The sequence below is a fragment of the Pseudomonas danubii genome (assembly GCF_042980055.1).
GTDB classification, from domain to species: Bacteria; Pseudomonadota; Gammaproteobacteria; order Pseudomonadales; family Pseudomonadaceae; genus Aquipseudomonas; species Aquipseudomonas danubii.
The window spans coordinates 623,432-639,499 of sequence record NZ_CP116502.1; the positions used below are offsets into that span (position 1 = coordinate 623,432).

Annotated in this window: 20 protein-coding genes; 8 read left to right on the plus strand and 12 right to left on the minus strand. The window is 64.7% G+C overall.

The window, feature by feature from the left end; translation table 11 throughout:
• Window positions 1-44: 44 nt before the first annotated feature.
• Entirely contained in the window at window positions 45-1,166 is a 1,122-nt protein-coding gene (locus tag PFZ56_RS02970) for a PepSY domain-containing protein (protein ID WP_170002885.1), read from the plus strand.
• Window positions 1,163-1,351, plus strand: a complete 189-nt coding sequence (locus PFZ56_RS02975) for a hypothetical protein (protein ID WP_110594445.1) — start codon at window positions 1,163-1,165, stop codon at window positions 1,349-1,351. The genes PFZ56_RS02970 and PFZ56_RS02975 overlap by 4 nt, the downstream gene beginning before the upstream one ends.
• Here PFZ56_RS02975 and PFZ56_RS02980 read toward each other — a convergent pair.
• Window positions 1,329-1,751, minus strand: coding sequence for a hypothetical protein (locus tag PFZ56_RS02980; protein WP_170002887.1), 423 nt, complete (start codon window positions 1,749-1,751; stop codon window positions 1,329-1,331). The two genes, PFZ56_RS02975 and PFZ56_RS02980, sit on opposite strands and share 23 nt — an antisense overlap.
• 110 nt (window positions 1,752-1,861) lie before the next feature.
• Between PFZ56_RS02980 and PFZ56_RS02985 the strand changes: the two genes are divergently transcribed.
• Window positions 1,862-2,491, plus strand: coding sequence for a glutathione S-transferase (locus PFZ56_RS02985; protein ID WP_115581094.1), 630 nt, complete (start codon window positions 1,862-1,864; stop codon window positions 2,489-2,491).
• Here the strand turns inward: PFZ56_RS02985 and PFZ56_RS02990 are convergent.
• From PFZ56_RS02990 to PFZ56_RS03010, 5 genes are all read right to left on the minus strand, one after another.
• On the minus strand, window positions 2,488-2,658 hold the full coding sequence (locus PFZ56_RS02990; protein ID WP_170002889.1) for a hypothetical protein: 171 nt from the start codon (window positions 2,656-2,658) through the stop codon (window positions 2,488-2,490). The two genes, PFZ56_RS02985 and PFZ56_RS02990, sit on opposite strands and share 4 nt — an antisense overlap.
• The gene (gene creD, locus PFZ56_RS02995; protein WP_170002891.1) at window positions 2,651-4,027 is read right to left on the minus strand and encodes a cell envelope integrity protein CreD; all 1,377 of its coding nucleotides are present in this window, start codon (window positions 4,025-4,027) and stop codon (window positions 2,651-2,653) included. Before creD ends, PFZ56_RS02990 begins: the two co-directional genes overlap by 8 nt.
• Before the next feature lie 92 nt (window positions 4,028-4,119).
• Entirely contained in the window at window positions 4,120-5,538 is a 1,419-nt protein-coding gene (gene creC / locus PFZ56_RS03000) for a two-component system sensor histidine kinase CreC (RefSeq protein WP_110653371.1), read from the minus strand.
• The gene (creB, locus tag PFZ56_RS03005; RefSeq protein WP_102881469.1) at window positions 5,538-6,218 is read right to left on the minus strand and encodes a two-component system response regulator CreB; all 681 of its coding nucleotides are present in this window, start codon (window positions 6,216-6,218) and stop codon (window positions 5,538-5,540) included. The genes creC and creB overlap by 1 nt, the downstream gene beginning before the upstream one ends.
• A gap of 59 nt (window positions 6,219-6,277) precedes the next feature.
• Window positions 6,278-6,778 (minus strand): ATP-dependent zinc protease, encoded by a 501-nt coding sequence (locus tag PFZ56_RS03010; RefSeq protein ID WP_170002893.1) that lies wholly within the window; start codon window positions 6,776-6,778, stop codon window positions 6,278-6,280.
• Window positions 6,779-6,998: 220 nt separating this feature from the next.
• On the opposite strand from PFZ56_RS03010, the gene PFZ56_RS03015 reads away from it, so the two are divergent.
• Window positions 6,999-7,886 (plus strand): acyltransferase, encoded by an 888-nt coding sequence (locus tag PFZ56_RS03015; protein WP_170002895.1) that lies wholly within the window; start codon window positions 6,999-7,001, stop codon window positions 7,884-7,886.
• On the opposite strand, the gene PFZ56_RS03020 is transcribed toward PFZ56_RS03015, so the two are convergent.
• From PFZ56_RS03020 to PFZ56_RS03035, 4 genes are all read right to left on the minus strand, one after another.
• A complete protein-coding gene (locus PFZ56_RS03020) occupies window positions 7,887-9,041 on the minus strand; it encodes a glutathionylspermidine synthase family protein (protein WP_170002897.1) in 1,155 nt (384 codons plus the stop codon). It abuts the gene before it with no gap.
• A complete protein-coding gene (locus PFZ56_RS03025; RefSeq protein ID WP_170002899.1) occupies window positions 9,038-9,742 on the minus strand; it encodes a DUF1190 domain-containing protein in 705 nt (234 codons plus the stop codon). Before PFZ56_RS03025 ends, PFZ56_RS03020 begins: the two co-directional genes overlap by 4 nt.
• Window positions 9,743-9,752: 10 nt before the next feature.
• Window positions 9,753-10,181: a DUF350 domain-containing protein gene (locus tag PFZ56_RS03030; RefSeq protein ID WP_102881078.1), complete on the minus strand. Its 429-nt coding sequence runs from the start codon at window positions 10,179-10,181 to the stop codon at window positions 9,753-9,755.
• A gap of 138 nt (window positions 10,182-10,319) precedes the next feature.
• Complete coding sequence (locus PFZ56_RS03035; RefSeq protein WP_170002901.1) at window positions 10,320-10,880, minus strand: DUF2780 domain-containing protein; 561 nt, start codon at window positions 10,878-10,880, stop codon at window positions 10,320-10,322.
• Window positions 10,881-11,066: 186 nt separating this feature from the next.
• Here PFZ56_RS03035 and PFZ56_RS03040 point away from each other — a divergent pair, with 186 nt between their 5' ends.
• From PFZ56_RS03040 to PFZ56_RS03055, 4 genes are all read left to right on the plus strand, one after another.
• On the plus strand, window positions 11,067-11,711 hold the full coding sequence (locus PFZ56_RS03040; protein WP_102881080.1) for a sigma-70 family RNA polymerase sigma factor: 645 nt from the start codon (window positions 11,067-11,069) through the stop codon (window positions 11,709-11,711).
• Window positions 11,708-12,382, plus strand: a complete 675-nt coding sequence (locus PFZ56_RS03045) for an anti-sigma factor domain-containing protein (RefSeq protein WP_110652386.1) — start codon at window positions 11,708-11,710, stop codon at window positions 12,380-12,382. Before PFZ56_RS03040 ends, PFZ56_RS03045 begins: the two co-directional genes overlap by 4 nt.
• 150 nt (window positions 12,383-12,532) lie before the next feature.
• Window positions 12,533-13,096, plus strand: a complete 564-nt coding sequence (locus tag PFZ56_RS03050; RefSeq protein WP_170002903.1) for a hypothetical protein — start codon at window positions 12,533-12,535, stop codon at window positions 13,094-13,096.
• Between the two features lie 343 nt (window positions 13,097-13,439).
• Window positions 13,440-13,712, plus strand: coding sequence for a hypothetical protein (locus tag PFZ56_RS03055; protein WP_047306413.1), 273 nt, complete (start codon window positions 13,440-13,442; stop codon window positions 13,710-13,712).
• Window positions 13,713-13,813: 101 nt separating this feature from the next.
• Here the strand turns inward: PFZ56_RS03055 and fdhA are convergent, their stop codons facing one another.
• A complete protein-coding gene (fdhA, locus tag PFZ56_RS03060; protein WP_047306414.1) occupies window positions 13,814-15,013 on the minus strand; it encodes a formaldehyde dehydrogenase, glutathione-independent in 1,200 nt (399 codons plus the stop codon).
• Window positions 15,014-15,184: 171 nt separating this feature from the next.
• A complete protein-coding gene (purU, locus tag PFZ56_RS03065; RefSeq protein WP_060841437.1) occupies window positions 15,185-16,042 on the minus strand; it encodes a formyltetrahydrofolate deformylase in 858 nt (285 codons plus the stop codon).
• Window positions 16,043-16,068 lie beyond the last annotated feature (26 nt).

The following is a 16,068-nucleotide window of genomic DNA, read 5'->3' on the forward strand; positions in this document are numbered from 1 at the left end:
GGCCGTCCCACAGGGACGGCCTTGGTGTGCCTGAAGGCTAAGAAATGAAAAGCAAGACAATCCGCCGCTGGTCCTTTATCCACACCTGGACCAGCCTGATCTGCACGGTGTTCCTGCTGATGCTGGCGCTCACCGGCCTGCCGCTGATCTTCCATCACGAGATCGACCACCTGCTGGGGGATTCCCCCGAGCTGCGGGAGATGCCCACCGACACCCCGCACCTGGACCTGCAACAGCTGGTCAAGGCCGCCGAAGCTCACCGCCCGGGGGAAGTCATGCAGTACTTCGGCTGGGACGAGGACGAGCCCAACGGTGTGATGGCGATCATGGCCAAGACCGCCGGCACCGAGCCCAATTCCTCCCACACCTTCATGCTCGACGCCCGCACCGGCGAAGCCGTGGCCATGCCTTCGGCCAACGGCGGGCTGATGATGGTCATGCTGCGCCTGCATGTGGATATGTTCGCCGGGCTGCCGGGCAAACTGCTGCTGGCCTTCATGGGCCTGCTATTTGTACTGGCGATCATCTCCGGCACGGTGCTGTACCTGCCGTTCATGCGCCGCTTGAAATTCGCCAGCGTGCGTCAGGACAAATCCAGCCGCCTGCGCTGGCTCGACCTGCACAACCTGATTGGCGTGGTCACCCTGACCTGGGCCCTGGTGGTGGGAGTGACCGGGGTCATCAGCGCCTGCGCCGACCTGATCATCGCCGCCTGGCGCAACGACAGCCTCAGCGCCATGGTCGCGCCCTACCGCGACGCCCCGCCCCTGACCGCGCTGGCTCCCGCCAGCCGCCTGCTGGACATCGCCCGGGAAGCCGCCCCAGGCATGCAGCCGGACTTCATTGCCTTCCCCGGCACGCGCTTCTCCAGCGAGCACCACTACGCGGTGTTCCTCAAGGGCAGCAGCCACCTGACTTCGCACCTGCTGACCCCGGTGCTGATCGACGCCAGCACCCTGCAGGTCACCGCCGTGGGCACGCGCCCCTGGTACATGGATGCCATGGGCATGTCCCAGCCGCTGCACTTCGGTGACTACGGCGGCATGCCGATGAAGGTGCTGTGGGCAACCCTGGATGGGCTGACCATCATTGTCCTGGGCAGTGGCCTGTACCTGTGGACAGTCCGGCGGCGTGCTGCGAAGTCGGTTGCGCAGGTGCGCCCATGAAGCCCCGGCAATCGAACTTCTGGAAAGTCTTCAGGGCGCCGCTGGCCCTGGCCCTGCTCAGCGCCGGCGGCCTGTTCGCGGCGCTGCTGGGGGATGGGATCTGGGACAGCCTGAGCTGGCTCGGCCTGGGCCTGCCGGCGCTGATCGCCCTGCGGGGCTTGTTCAGGCGCGGGCGAGCGGCTTGACGGCAGCCGAGGGGAAACCGCGCCACAGATAAACCGACAGCCCCAGGCTGATCAGCAGCACCGGAATGAACACGCGGTTTTCCAGCAGCGCCTCAGCCGCGATCAGTACGCAAAACAGCGCCAGCCCCAGCAGCGGCACATAGCTCGCCGCCAGGCTCCAGCGCCAGGGCCGGGTCACCGGCTCTGGGCCACGCAGGCCCAGCAGCCCGCACACCAGGGCGGGCAGGGCCAGCGCCGGCAGCGCCCAGTACCAGGCCATGTAGGCAAACGCCATGATCAGCTCGGGCTCACCCTCGCCCTTGCGGCGGAACTCGTACTGCAGGGCCAGGTACACCGCCAGCCCACCCAACAGGGTCAGGGCCAGACTGTACAGCCCGTGCAAAAGATAGGACCTGCGCATTCATCGCTCCTTGTCTGTCCCTTGTGCCGCCCCTGTGGCCAGTGCCACAGGCTGCGCTAAGATCCTCGGGCCGCGAGCCTGTGCTCCGTTCCCAACCGCGAGGAATATTCATGTCTACCCCAAGCATGACGCTGTTCCACAACCGGGCATCACCTTACGTACGCAAAATCATGGTGCTGCTGCACGAAACCGGGCAGCTCGACCGTGTGGCCCTGCAAGCCTGCCAACTGACCCCGGTAAACCCGGACAACGCGCTGAACCAGGACAACCCCCTGGGCAAGATTCCTGCCCTGCGCCTGGCCAACGGCCAGGTGCTCTACGACAGCCGGGTGATCCTCGAGTACCTGGACCAGCAACATGTCGGCAACCCACTGATTCCCCAAGAGGGTTCGGCCCGCTGGCGGCGCCTGACCCTGGCGGCCCTGGCCGACGGGATCCTGGAGGCGGCAGTGCTGGTGCGTTACGAGCTGACCCTGCGGCCACCGGAACACCACTGGGCGCCGTGGCTCGAAGGCCAGCGCGACAAGATCCGACGGGCCCTGGCAGTGCTTGAGGCGCAGGCGCTGGCCGAGCTGGCCAGCCACTTCGACGTGGCCGCCATCAGTGTCGCCTGTGCCCTGGCTTACCTGGACTTCCGCCATCCAGACCTGGAGTGGCGCCAGCAACAGCCCGGGCTCGCGGCCTGGTACTTCGAGGTCAGTCAGCGACCGTCGATGCTCGAGACCCGACCGCCGGCCTAATCGGTCAGGCGCTCGGCCCTGTTCGCCGGCAAGCCGGCTCCTGTAGCACGGGGAGCAGCTTGCTGGCGCACCCGCCACCACGCCTCCGGTGGAAACAACTGGCCAATCCGCTGCGTCAGGCGCTCGCGCTGACGCTGGTCCTCACGCAAGCCCAGTGACTTACTCATGGATGGCCTCCAGGTCGAACTGCAGGGGGGCCGGATCCTTGCGCTGGCCCAGGCCATACCAGTCCAGCTTGCGGGTCAGCACCATGAACACGCCCAGCAGGCCGAACAGCAACAGCGAGCCCATCAGCAGCGCATAGTCCTCGGCGCTGAGCAGGCCATACAGCAAGCCGTACAAGGCCGCCAGCGAGAGCGCGAACACTGCGCCGTTACGCCAGCTGTGCAGCACATGGCTGACATAGAAACCGATCAAGCCGACACAGGCCGCAGCCGACACGCCGTAGGCCAGTTCGAAACCCAGGTGCTCCGACAGCGACAGCAGCAACAGGTAGAAGAACGCCAGTGCCACGCCCACCAGGCCGTACTGGATCGGGTGCACCGACAGGCTCTTGAGCACCTCGAAGAGAAAGAAGCCGGCAAAGGTCAGGCCGATGAACAGCAGCGCGTATTTGATCGCCCGGTCGCTTTTCAGGTACTGGTCCACCGGGTCGATGAAGCTCACGCCAAAGCTGCGGCTGTTGAAGTCCTGGCATTGGCTGCTATAGGCGCAGCGCTCCATGGCCTGTTCCAGGTTGGTGGAGAAGAACGAGGTCTGCCAGAGCGCCGAAAAGCCCTGCTCGGTGACTTCACGCTGCACCGGCAGGTAGTTGCCGACAAAGCTTGGGTGAGGCCAGTTGGCCGTCAGCAGCACCTTGCTGGTCTTGCCCACCGGCAGCACCTGCAGTTGCCCGGTACCCTGCAGGCGCAGGTCGAAGGCGAAGTCCAGGCGGGTGCTCTTCTTCAGATCCAGGGGCGGCAGCAGCACGTGCACGCCTTCGTCCAGCCAGCTGACAAAAGTGCCCGGGGCAAAGTCCAGGGTCTGGCCATTGAGCTGCAGTTGCAGGGCGTTTTCGATGCCGCGGATATCGCTGATGCCCACCGCCAGGAACGGCTGGTCGAACTGGTAATCAGCAAAGTCTTCCTTGATGCCGTACTGCTCGGGCACGACGAAATGGCCGCTGAGGTGGTTGTCGGCGTGGAACAGCCGCGCCTCGTAGATCCCCCGGGCACGCAGCTCGGTCTGGGCCTTGCTGTCCAGCTCGAAATGCTCGGGCAGGAAAAACAGCCGCCCCTGTTGCTCGCTGGTTTCCTGGTAGCGCTTCTTGGTCTTGTCGTCGGTTTTCCAGGTGCGCACGGTCTTGCGGTAGTCCACCACCATCACCGGGCCGCTGATCTGCTGCTGGGTGCTGGAGCTGCGGGCGATATCCTCGAGCACGCCGTCGCGCAGGCTCTGGCGCTCGCTGATCAGGCCGCTGATCATCAGCAGCGGTATCAGCAACAGCAGGATCAACAGGCCAATGGCCCCGAGTTTGAAGGTCAGGTTACGGTTCATGAGGCTCTCCCCAGTTGGAATGGGAGAGAGTCTGGAACGCGGCCATGGGGGTTTTATGGGGGCAATGTGGAGACTCTGTGGAGAATCCCCGCTCAGGGCAGACGCAAGGTCACCTGCACCCCGCCCGGGACGTTTTCGATGTGCATCTGGCCGCCATGCAACTGCACCACTTCCTCGACGAAATTCAGCCCCAGGCCGGTGCTCTTGCGCCCGCTGTCCGGGCGCGGCAGCGAGTAGAAACGCTCGCACAGGCGCGGCAGGGCATAGTCCGGAATCGGCTCGCCCTGGTTGAACAGCACCAGCTCCACGCCCTCCTCCACAGGTTGCGCGCTGCAACGCAGCAGGCCGCCTGCGGGGCTGAAGTCCAGGGCGTTGGTCAGCAGGTTGCCCAGGGCCTGGCGCAGCAGGAACGGCTCGCCGGACCAGGCCAGGTCCGCCGGCACCCGCAGTTGCACCTGCAGTTGCTTGCCTTCGATACGCCCGTGCTGGCTGTTCAGCAGCTCCTTGCACAACGGCGCCAGGGGCACATTCACCCGCTCTTCCAGGCCCTGGCGCTGCTCCACTTGCGCCAGGTTCAGCAGACGCTCGATCAACTGCTGCATGCGCGCGCTTTCACTGTCGATATTGCCGACGAAACGCTGGCGCTGCTCCAGGGGCATCTCGCTCTGCAGCAACTCCGCCGCCCCACGAATCGCCGCCAGGGGGCTCTTGAGTTCGTGGGTCAGGGTGTGCACGTAGCGCTCGACATAGGCCTTGCCTTCGAGCTGGGTGCGCATGTGTTCCACCGCCGTCGCCAGTTGCTCCAGCTCGCCGCCGCGATAGTGCGGCAGCTCGGCGCGGCGCCCTTCACTGACCGCCAGGGCGTAGGCGGTCATGCGTCGCAACGCCGCGCTCAGCCACCAGGACAGCAAGGCGCCAAACAACAGGCCCATGGCGATCAGCCCGGCGCCATACCACAGCAGGCGGCGTTCGGTACGGTCGACATAGGGCTGCAGGGAACTGTTGGGCTTGGCCACGGTGACCACACCGATGATCTGGCCGTTGTCGCGGATCGGCGCGCCCACGTGCATCACCGAGGAGTTGGGATCGTCGGCCAGCGAGCGCGACGAACGCGCGCCATATTGGCCGCGCAGGGTCAGGTACACGTCGTTCCAGCGCGAATAATCCTGGCCCACCGCCAGGCCGCTGGAGTCCAGGACCACGATGCCCTTGGCATCGGTGACGTAGATACGGTGGTTGACCTGATTCTTCGGCAGGCCCCAGATGGTCGCCGCCGGTTGCCGCTCGCCATAGGCCCGCAGCAGCTGCGGCCAGCGGTTCTCGCTGAGGGTGCCGGCCTTGAAATCGTCCCGCAGGATCTCCGCCAGCAGGTTGGCGGTGTCCACCAGGGTTTCCTCGGTGGACTGGCGCACGCCGGGGCGGATCTCCTTCATCACCGTGCTCAGCACGAAATAGCCGGTCAGGCTGATGAACAGCAAATAGACCAGGAAGATGCGGATGCCCAAGGTCATCAGGCTTGGCTCGGGCTGTAGCTATAGCCCAGGCCGCGATGGGTCTGGATCGGCTCGGCCTCGGCCGCCACCAGGCGCAGCTTGGCCCGCAGGCTTTTGATGTGGCTGTCGATATTGCGCTCGTAGCCCACATCCGCCACCACCCCCAGGGCGTCCAGCAACTGCTCGCGGCTGAACACCCGCTCGGGCTGTTCCAGCAGGCATTGCAGCAGGCGGAATTCATGCCGGGTCAGGCTCAGGGGCTGGGCCCGGTAGCTGATCTGCACCCGCTCCGGGTCGATGACAAACAGCGCCGGGGCCGCCTCGGGCGCGGTGCGCGGCGTCATGCGCTTGAGGATCGCCTTGACCCGCGCCGCCACTTCCCGGGGGCTGAAGGGCTTGACCACATAATCGTCGGCGCCGATTTCCAGCCCCACCACCCGATCGATCTCACCGTCCCGGGCGCTGAGGAACATCACCGGCACCTCGCTGAAGCGCCGCAGCTGCTTGCAGGTTTCAAAGCCGCTGATATCCGGCAGGCCGATATCGAGGATGATCAGGTCCGCCGGGGTTGCCTGCTGATAGTCCAGGGCCGCACGCCCCAGGCTCAGCCAGGTGGTGGTGAAACCTTCGCCTTGCAGGGCAAAGATCAGGGTGTCGGCAATCGCCGCTTCGTCTTCGACAATCAGGATATGGGGCATGGCATCCAAGCGCGCAAATTCAGTGGGCGAACGGTGCCGGATGCCTGGTAAGCCGTCAATCAGCAGTCGGGTTTATCCGCGGTATAGCGCCGCGCCGGGTTCACCGCCGCGCCGAACTCCCGCAGCGCCTTGGCACCGATCAACAGCGGATAGTTGAAGCTGCTGCGGTCGGTGAGGTTGACCTCCACCGTGCGCTTGACGTTGCCCAGGCACATCTCCAGCTCCACCACCGGGCGCTTGGCCGACTGCGGTTCTTCGGCCTCATCGCCCTCCTCGGAGCGGCTCTTGATCTTGCTGATGCGCGCCACCTTGTGTTCATAGACCTTGCCGCCAGCCTCCTTGGTGGCCAGGCGGAAGCGCACCCAGTCCTCGCCGTCACGGGTAAAGGTCTGGATATCCTTGGCCGACAGCGAAGCGGTCAGGGCCCCGGTGTCCATCTTGGCCTGCAGGGTTTCGCCGATTTCCGGCAGGCGGATGTATTCGTAACGGCCATACAACGTCGGCTCGGCGGCCATCACCGGCAGCACCAACAGAGAAACAAGAGCAAGGACAGATTTCACGACAGTGGATTCCTTGAAGAGAGGGGCAGCGGGATTTTAGACCGCGGCCAACGAATTGGTTCTACCGCTGCCCCGCAGGAGCCGGCTTGCCGGCGAAGAGGCCCGGCCTGCCCAACACCCTACCCACTCCCAAGTGAAACATTCGTCAGCACACTTGAATTTGGCCTGCCCACCGAAGCTGCTTATCATGGCGCGTCCAAAAGATTGTAAAGAGTGCCTTATGCGCCGCCTGCTCACCGGCTGTTTCGTCACCCTGCTCCTGCTGCTCAACACCCTGGTGCTGTTCGGCCCGCTGATGGTGTTTGCCCTGCTCAAGCTAATCCTGCCGGGACGCCTGCGGGACTACGCGTCCGCCGCGGTGATGTGGATCGCCGAGACCTGGGCCGAAATCGACAAGCTGATCTTCGCCCTGTGCATCCCTACCCGCTGGGACATTCGCGGCGGCGACGGCCTGCGGGTCGACACCTCCTACCTGGTGGTGAGTAACCACCAGTCCTGGGTCGACATCCCGGCGCTGATCCAGACACTCAACCGGCGCACGCCGTTCTTCAAGTTCTTCCTCAAGAAGGAACTGATCTGGGTGCCCTTCCTCGGTCTGGCCTGGTGGGCCCTGGACTACCCCTTCATGAAGCGCTACAGCAAGGCGTTCCTGGCCAAGCACCCGGAGCTGCAAGGCAAGGACCTGGAGATCACCAAGGCGGCCTGCGAGCTGTTCAAGCGCCAGCCGGTGACCGTGGTCAACTACCTGGAGGGCACCCGTTTCACCGAGGCCAAGCGCCAGCAACAGAACTCACCCTTCCAGCACCTGCTCAAGCCCAAGGCCGGCGGCGTGGCCTTCGTTCTCGCAGCCCTGGGCGAACAGCTGGACGCAGTGCTGGACGTGACCGTGGTCTATCCCCAAGAACGCATTCCCGGCTTCTGGGACCTGATCTGCGGCAGCGTGCCCAAGGTGATCATCGACATCCGCACCCGCGAGCTGGACCCGGCGCTGTGGCACGGCGATTACGAAAACGACCCGGCGTTCCGCCAGCAAGTGCAGGACTGGGTCAACCAGCTGTGGACCGACAAGGACCAGCGCATCAGCGAACTGCTGGGCGAACACCGCTGATCAATCGCTGATCACGTGGGGCAGGAAACGACTGCTGTCCTTGGTGATCGGCGAGTTGTCCTCGCGAATGCCAATCCCCGCCGGCTGATCGCCGATCACCCAACTGCCAATCACCGTGTGATTGCCGGCAAACACCGGCAGCGGATGAAACCGCTGGCGGATGCACGGCCCGTCGTAGGGCCCGGCCTCGATCAGGCGCTCACCGCCCTCGGTGCAGATTTCCACATTGGCGCCCTCTCGGGAAAAGAACGGCTTGCGCACCCAGCCCGGGCCCAGGCTCGCGGATGGGTCGTCGTCGATAAACGCCGGCAGCAGGTTCGGATGCCCCGCATGCCGTTCCCAGAGCAGGGCCAGCGCGCCCTTGTTGGACAGGATCGCCTTCCACGGCGGCTCGACAAACTGCGTGCGGCTGCCGGCAATGGCCGGACCAAAGGCTTCGTTGAACAGCTGTTCCCAGGGGTAGAGCTTGAACAGGCTGTCGATGGGCGTGCCCAGCAGGTCGACGAAGCGCCCGCCGGCATTCAGGCCGATGTCCTCGATATCGATCAGTCGCGTACCCAGGCCAGCCTGACGGGCGATGTCGCGCAGGTATTCGACGGTGCCGCGATCCTCCAGCGAGTCCCGCACCGAGGCAAAGTGCATCGGCGACTTGAAGCCGCCCTGGACAAAGGCCTGCAGCAGCTTGTCTTCGATGCTGTTGAACTGGTCGCAGCCGGCCGGCAACTGCCCACGCTGCAACTGCTGCTCAAGCCAGACGTACTGAAAGAAGCTCGCCTCGTACAGCGAAGTCGGCGTGTCGTAGTTGGTTTCCAGGAGCTTGGCCGGGCCGCTGCCGTCGTAGCACAGGTCCATGCGTCCGTAGAGATGGGGATCGCCCTGTTTCCACGACTGACGGATCAACTCATGAAAAGCCGCAGGGATCGCCAGGCGCTCCAGCAAGGCTTCGCTGTCCACCACCTCGGCCACCAGGGCCATGCACAGCTCGTGCAGTTCCCGGGTCGGGTCTTCCAGGTCGTCCTCGATCTGCCGCAGGCTGAAGCGGTAGTAGGCCGACTCATCCCAGTACGGCTCGCCGTCGAAGGTGTGGAAGGCAAAGCCCAACTGCTCCGCCGTGGCCTGCCAATCCGCACGCGGGGTGCTGGGGATGCGCTTCAAGAACCGAAGCTCCAACTGCTGCGGCTGGAGGAACCGAAGCCGCCACGGCTGACCACTTCATGGGCACCGGCCAGGGAATTGCCAGCGCTGGTGAAGTGGTCCGGGCTGGAAATGCCGAAACGCCCGCCACTGGCACCGGAGAAGGTCTTGCCGGCCGCCACCTGCTGGCTGAGGGTACTCAGTTGCGAGCCGCCCCGACCGTCGCGCTCCTTGTACAGCGTCTCGCTGAAATAGCGCGGCTCGGGCGTGGAGTCCAAGCCGATCCAGCGCCAGAAGCTGGAGCCCGAACGGGCGCTGGAGCCACCACCACCACCACCCGAACTGCTGGAGCTGGCCTGCTCGGGTTGCTCGTCTTCGGGCTGAACCGGCACCGTGCGCTGGGTGGTCAGGGCGAGGCCCTTGGCAATCGGCACGTAGGCGCGGTTGTCTCTGGAAACCATGCAGTTGCCAGCAAAGAAGTCGTCTTCACAGCGTTGCAGGTCGAGATAACGCGGCGCTATCAGCTCTCCACGCTCGCGGGCATCATCGAAAGCGGCCTGGCAGATCGCGGACGGAACCTGTGCCAGTACGCAGTCGCGGACACTGCTGAAATGCTGGGTCTGGCGCACTTCGCGGGTAGCCTGAGGCTGGCCGTCACACGCAACCAGGGCGAACGGCACACTGCCCAGCAGCACCAGGCGCACGCTTTTACTGCGTTTCATGCCGGCGCCCTCAGACCGATGGAGTCATACAGGCCGCATTCAGCAGGCCGACACCGACAGACACCGAAGCCACCAGGATCGCTGCGGAATGTTCCTGGTTGGCGATGCGCTGGGACAGGCCCTTGAGGGTCAGGCTGACCACCAGGAACGTGAGCAATTGCACCACCGCGGCGATGCCGGCCCAGAGCAGGAAATCGATGATCGAAATGGAATGGGAAATCGCGCTGGCCACCGGAATGGCAAAGCCCAGCAAGGCGCCGGAAAGAGCGATGGAAGCGGCACTGTTGCCCTGGCGGATCAGGGCGAATTCGTTATAGGGGGTCAGGCGCGTGTAGATGAACGCGTAGAGGGCAAACACCAGGGCAGCGCCCAGCATGTAGAGCATGAAACCGAGCACCGCATCGGCGGGCAAAGACATCTTCAGTGCATCCATGAACATCGCGTTCAAGCTTCCTTGGAAAACGGGGCGCGAGATATAGCACAGGCCCGATTCGGCGAAAACTCCAGGGAAGGTAAAGACGACTGTTTCAACCCTCAAGGCAAGCCCCGACGCACTCGGCGCCGGGGCCACAGGAGGTTACTTGGGCACACCCCAGATGCCGCTCAGGCTTTGCAGCAGGGAACCACCAACGCCCTGCTGGCCCAGGTACTGCAGGATCAGCGGGGCAAACTGGCCGATCATGCCGCTGTCCATGCCCAGGGCGCCAAAGGCGTTGTTCAAGTCATGGGTGTCCTTGACGTTGCCCAGGGCGCTGTCCAGGCCGGCGCTCTTGCCGGAAGACTGGCCAAGCAGCCCGCCCAAGGCGCCCAGGCTGCCCAGGGCGTTGCTGCCCGACAGTTGGTCCAGGCCCGGCACGCTTTGGCTCAGTTGCGAGTAGTCCGAACTGCTTAGTTGATTTTTCGCCAGGCCGAGCATGGCGCCAGTGCCGCCGATGGCTTGCTCAGGGGTGACATTGAGTTGCGCCAGCGTGCCCAGCAGGCCGGCGGTCTGGGAAGTCGGCGCGGCGGCAGCCTTGTCGCCGCCTTGCATGCCGGCAATGGCGTTGGCCGCATCGTTCAGGCTGAAACCGCCGGCCAGAGCCGAACCGGCTGCCAGGGTCATCAGGGTAGCCAGGGCGAAACCGCGTGGAATATTCATCGAAACAACCTCATGGGGCGAGAAACCACCCGGATTCGGGCGGCGGGAAAGCAGTGTTTTGACTGAGCCCGACACTGAATGTTCCGACGCCCGCCCTGCCGTCCGGCGGCTGCATCCAGGCCCGTTGCTGCTGCGTATATCGTCCACAAGCGCCAACCCCAGCCCCCCGGCGCGAGGCAGCAAGACGTGAATGGAACAACCGCCCCCCCTGGACTAATCTTTGGCTGCGTCAGTCGGCGCCTGTCGTTGCCCCTTGCCCCAGTTCCTGCCAGGAGAACCGCCATCTCGAGCCTCGACACCGATCAACTGCGACACCTGCTGGCCCAGTGTTCACTGGGCGACCGCCGGGCCTTCGAAACCCTCTATCGCAGTGTTGCGCCACGCCTGCACGGCGTCGCCCTGCGCTTCATGGGCCGCCGCGATCTGGCCGAAGAGGTGCTGCAGGAAAGCTTCGTGCGCATCTGGAACAACGCCGTGCGCTACCAGCCGCACCTGTCCGCGCCCCTGACCTGGATGGTCAACATCACCCGCAACCAGGCCATCGACCAGTTGCGCAAACACCGCGAACGGCCCCTGGGCGAACTCGAAGAACAACAGTTGGAGGATCAAAGCCCTTCGGCCCACGACCAACTGGACAGCGCCCGCGCCGCCCGGGCCCTGAACCGCTGCCTGGAAAGCCTCGACGGCATGCAGCGTCAGTCCATCACCGTGGCCTACTTCCAGGGCCTGTCCTGCTCGGAGCTGGCCGAACACCTGGCCGCGCCCCTGGGCTCGGTCAAATCCTGGATTCGTCGGGGCATGGAACGCCTGCGCCGGTGCCTTGAATCATGAACTATCGAACCCCAGAACGCCGCCGCGCCCTGGCCGCCGACTACGCCATCGGCCTGATGCAGGGCGCCGCCCGCCGGCGCTTCGAAATGCTCCTGCTGGACGACCCGGCCCTGCGCGAAGAACTGGCGCAGTGGCAGGAAAGCCTCGCCAGCCTGACCGAAGCCCTGCCTGAAGCCGCGGTGCCGGAACGGGTCTGGGCGGGCATCCAGGCACGCATCGAACCGCAAGTGCTGCACGTACCGCAGAAGAACCCGCTGTGGATGCGCCTGCGTCTGGCGCTCGCCGCCTGCGCCGTGCTGGCGACCCTGTACATCGGCTTTATCCAGCAGAGCGATCAGGTGCGCTACAGCGCCACCCTGCTCAGCGCCGACCAGCAACCGGCCCTGCGGATCAAGGCCCATGCCCAGTACCTGCAAGTCGAACCCCTGACCCTGGCGGCTGTTGGCCTGGACCGCAGCCTGGAACTCTGGGCGATCCCTGCCGACGGCAAACCGATTTCCCTCGGCGTGGTGCCGGTAGGCGGCCAAGGCAAGATCAACCTGAGCCCGGCCCAACGCGAACTGCTGGGCACCCCGATCGCCCTGGCCGTGAGCCTGGAACCCCACGGCGGCTCACCTACTGGGCAACCCACCGGGCCGGTGTTGTACCAGGGGCAATTGGCGGCGCTGTAACAGGCACCTGCTGCCGCAGGAACGGGCTTGCCCGCGAACGTCGTCAGGGTAAACTCCGCGCCCAGGCCCCCCGTCGCATCCTTGCAGGCAGGCCCTTGCCTGCCATGCAAGCCCCCGCCTTGCCTGGCGCCATCCATCGAACGGACTCTTATGAAAGCTGCGCTCTACAGCGGTCTCCTGCTGGCCCTGGCAATCGCCGTCTTGCTCTGGCGAATCGGCACCCCGGTCGATAGCAGCCAATGCGCCGACACAGCCCCGGGCCCCCTGACCGGCTTCATCCGCCAGCACTTCAGCGATCGCCAGGGAGCCGACTGGCGCGACGACGGCAGTGCCTTGGGCATTCTTGGCGTTGCCGAGGCCCAGGCGTTCGCCCGCCAACCCGAGCGTTACTACTGCGAAGCCCTGAACCTGCTGCAGGACCCACAGCGAACCCAGACGGAAAAGGTGCATACCACGGCCCTGATGCTGTCCCTGCCCCTCGACTACTACCTGGACCTCATGGACCGCAGCCACCAGTTGTATCAGCGCAGGGCCATGGACCGCCCCGTCCTGACCCTGGTGCTGATACCACGAGGCACGGCGCTGAACTACTGGTGGCTGCCCCAGTGGCGCTCGCGCTTCCAGCGGGATGCGCCAGGCATCCTGGCCGAGACCGACATAAAGGAAATCCTGAGTGGCGAACACTGGTTCGACTACCCGGGCAGAGGCTATTGACTCACCATCCGCAACCGTTACCGAGCACTCGCCGAACAACCGACAACTCCTGCAAGACATCAACCACCCGACGCCTTGCTGCCTCACGCACCGGCGGCTTATAGTCCGCCGGTCGCTCAAATAGCGACCGGGTTTGGCGACCCGACGAACTACGGTCAGAAGCGTCCTGCTTTGTTGGCAGGACGTTCTGCACCCGCAACGTTGCCGTTATGGCAGCTGTGCGTGGGAGACCTTCGGGTCTGCCGGTTCCGTGTGTTCCCGGTTCGCCAACCTGCGTACAGCTGCCACCCATCGTTTGGCGACGAATCCGTGGCGGTTCTCACTGAACTGCGGAGAACTTTCCATGAACCGTTACATGCCGATCACCGGCCACGACTGCAACATTCCCTCTCTACTGATCGACACCCAGGCGCCACTGGATGTGCTCCATGAAGCCGCCGCCTTCCGTATCCGCGCCGTGACCCAGGTGCTGGAGCAACTGGCCTTGAGCGATGCGCTGGGCAAGGACCCGGTACTGGCCCAGGAGCTGGCCCAGCTCTGCGCCATTCCCCTGCGCGATGGCTGCGACCTGATGGATGTGCTGGGACGGCGCTTGCGCGCCACACTGATCGCCTGATTGAAAGTGCCCTCACCCCAGAAGAAAAAACGCCGCGTTCTCGGCAAGAGAACGCGGCGTTTTAAGTGACTGACAGGCTTCAACCCAAAGGCTGACGGTCCTCAGGCAGCGCTGAACAGCTTGTGCGGGTCGATGACGAATTTCTTCGGCACGCCGGCATCGAACTCGCCATAGCCGCGCGGGGCGTCGTCGAGGCTGATGACTTGCACGCCCACCACTTCGGCGATGTTGATGCGGTCCCACATGATGGCCTGCATCAGTTGGCGGTTGTACTTCATCACCGGGGTCTGGCCGGTGTGGAAGCTGTGGGACTTGGCCCAGCCCAGGCCGAAGCGGATGCTCAGGCTGCCCATCTTCGCCGCGGCGTCCACGGCGCCTGGGTCTTCGGTGACGTAGAGGCCGGGAATGCCGATCTTGCCCGCTACCCGTACCACGCCCATCAGCGAGTTGAGCACGGTGGCTGGGGCTTCGTGCTGGGCACCGGCATGGCCGTGGCCCCGGGCTTCGAAGCCCACGGCGTCCACCGCGCAGTCGACTTCCGGCTCGCCCAGCAGGGCGGCGATCTGCTCGTGCAGCGGGGTGTCCTTGGACAGGTCGGCAATTTCAAAACCCTGGGCCTTGGCGTGGGCCAGGCGCACCGGGTTGACGTCGCCGACGATCACCACCGCCGCCCCCAGCAGGCGCGCAGACGCAGCGGCGGCCAGGCCGACCGGGCCGGCCCCGGCCACATAAACGCTGCTGCCCGGGCCAACGCCAGCAGTCACCGCGCCGTGATAACCGGTGGGCAGGATGTCGGAGAGGCAGGTCAGGTCGCGGATCTTCTCCATGGCCTTGTCGCGATCCGGCAGTTTCAGCAGGTTGAAGTCGGCGTAAGGCACCAGCACGTACTCGGCCTGGCCGCCGGTCCAGTCGCCCATGTCGACGTAGCCGTAGGCGCCACCGGCGCGGGCCGGGTTGACGGTCAGGCAGACCCCGGTGTGTTGCTCCTTGCAGGAACGGCAGCGCCCGCACGCCACGTTGAACGGCACCGACACCAGATCACCGATCTTCAGGTTCTCGACGTCGCTGCCCTTCTCGATCACTTCGCCAGTGATTTCATGACCCAGGACCAGGCCGACCTGGGCGGTGGTACGGCCACGGACCATGTGTTGGTCCGAACCGCAGATGTTGGTGGAGACTACGCGCAGGATGACGCCGTGCTCGATCTTCCTGCCGCGCGGGTCCTGCATTTTTGGATAGTCGATTTTCTGTACCTCGACCTTGCCGCTGCCCAGATACACGACACCACGATTACCAGACATGCTTTCACCTCGCTGTTGTTGTTATGGAACCGCGTTACCCAAAGGGGGAAACACGTGGATTGCTCGGGTACGGATGCTGTTTCGTTTTCAAAATCGCTTTCACGCAAACAGGCGCAACGCCTGTAGGAGCGAGCTTGCTCGCTAAGGGCTGCGCAGCAGCCCCAAGAATCATCAGAGCACCACCGTGCGGTTGCCGTTCAAGAACACCCGCCGTTCGATGTGGTAGCCCACCGCCCGGGCCAGGGTCAGGCCCTCGATGTCACGCCCCTTGGCGATCAGGTCTTCGGGGTAGTAACTGTGGTCCACCACTTCCACGCCCTGGGCGATGATCGGGCCTTCGTCCAGGTCGTTGTTGATGTAGTGCGCCGTGGCCCCCACCAGTTTCACGCCCTTGTTGTAAGCCTGGTGATAAGGCTTGGCGCCCTTGAAGCCCGGCAGCAGCGAGTGATGGATATTGATCGCCTTGCCATCGAGCTTGCGGCACAGCTCCGGCGACAGCACTTGCATGTAGCGGGCAAGGATCACCAGTTCGGCGCCGGACTCCTCGATCACCTGCCACACCTGACGCTCCTGGGACGGCTTGTCATTGGGGTCGAGGGGGAAGTGGTGGTAGGGAATCTGGTGCCAGTCGGCCAGGGGCTTGAGGTCCGGGTGGTTGGACACCACCGCCACCACGTCCATGGGCAACTGGCCGATGCGCTGGCGGTAGAGCAGGTCGTTGAGGCAGTGGTCGGCCTTGGAGACCATGATCACCACCTTCGGCCGGTAGTGCGGCGCGGTCAGCTCGAAGTTCATCTCGAAGGCTTTGGCGCGCTCGGCCAGCCCCTGACGAAAGCCCTGTTCGTCGAGGCCGTCGGGCTGGCGAAATTCCACGCGAATGAAAAAGCGGCCCGAGAGTCGGTCATCGAAGGAGTGGTGCTCGGTGACGTAGCAACCCTGCTCGAACAGAAAGCGGGTCACCGCGTCCACCGTGCCGAGCACGCTGGGGCAGTCGGCGGTGAGAATCCATGTATCGGGGGCGCGGCTCATCAGATGGGCTCCTGTTGACGAAAGCA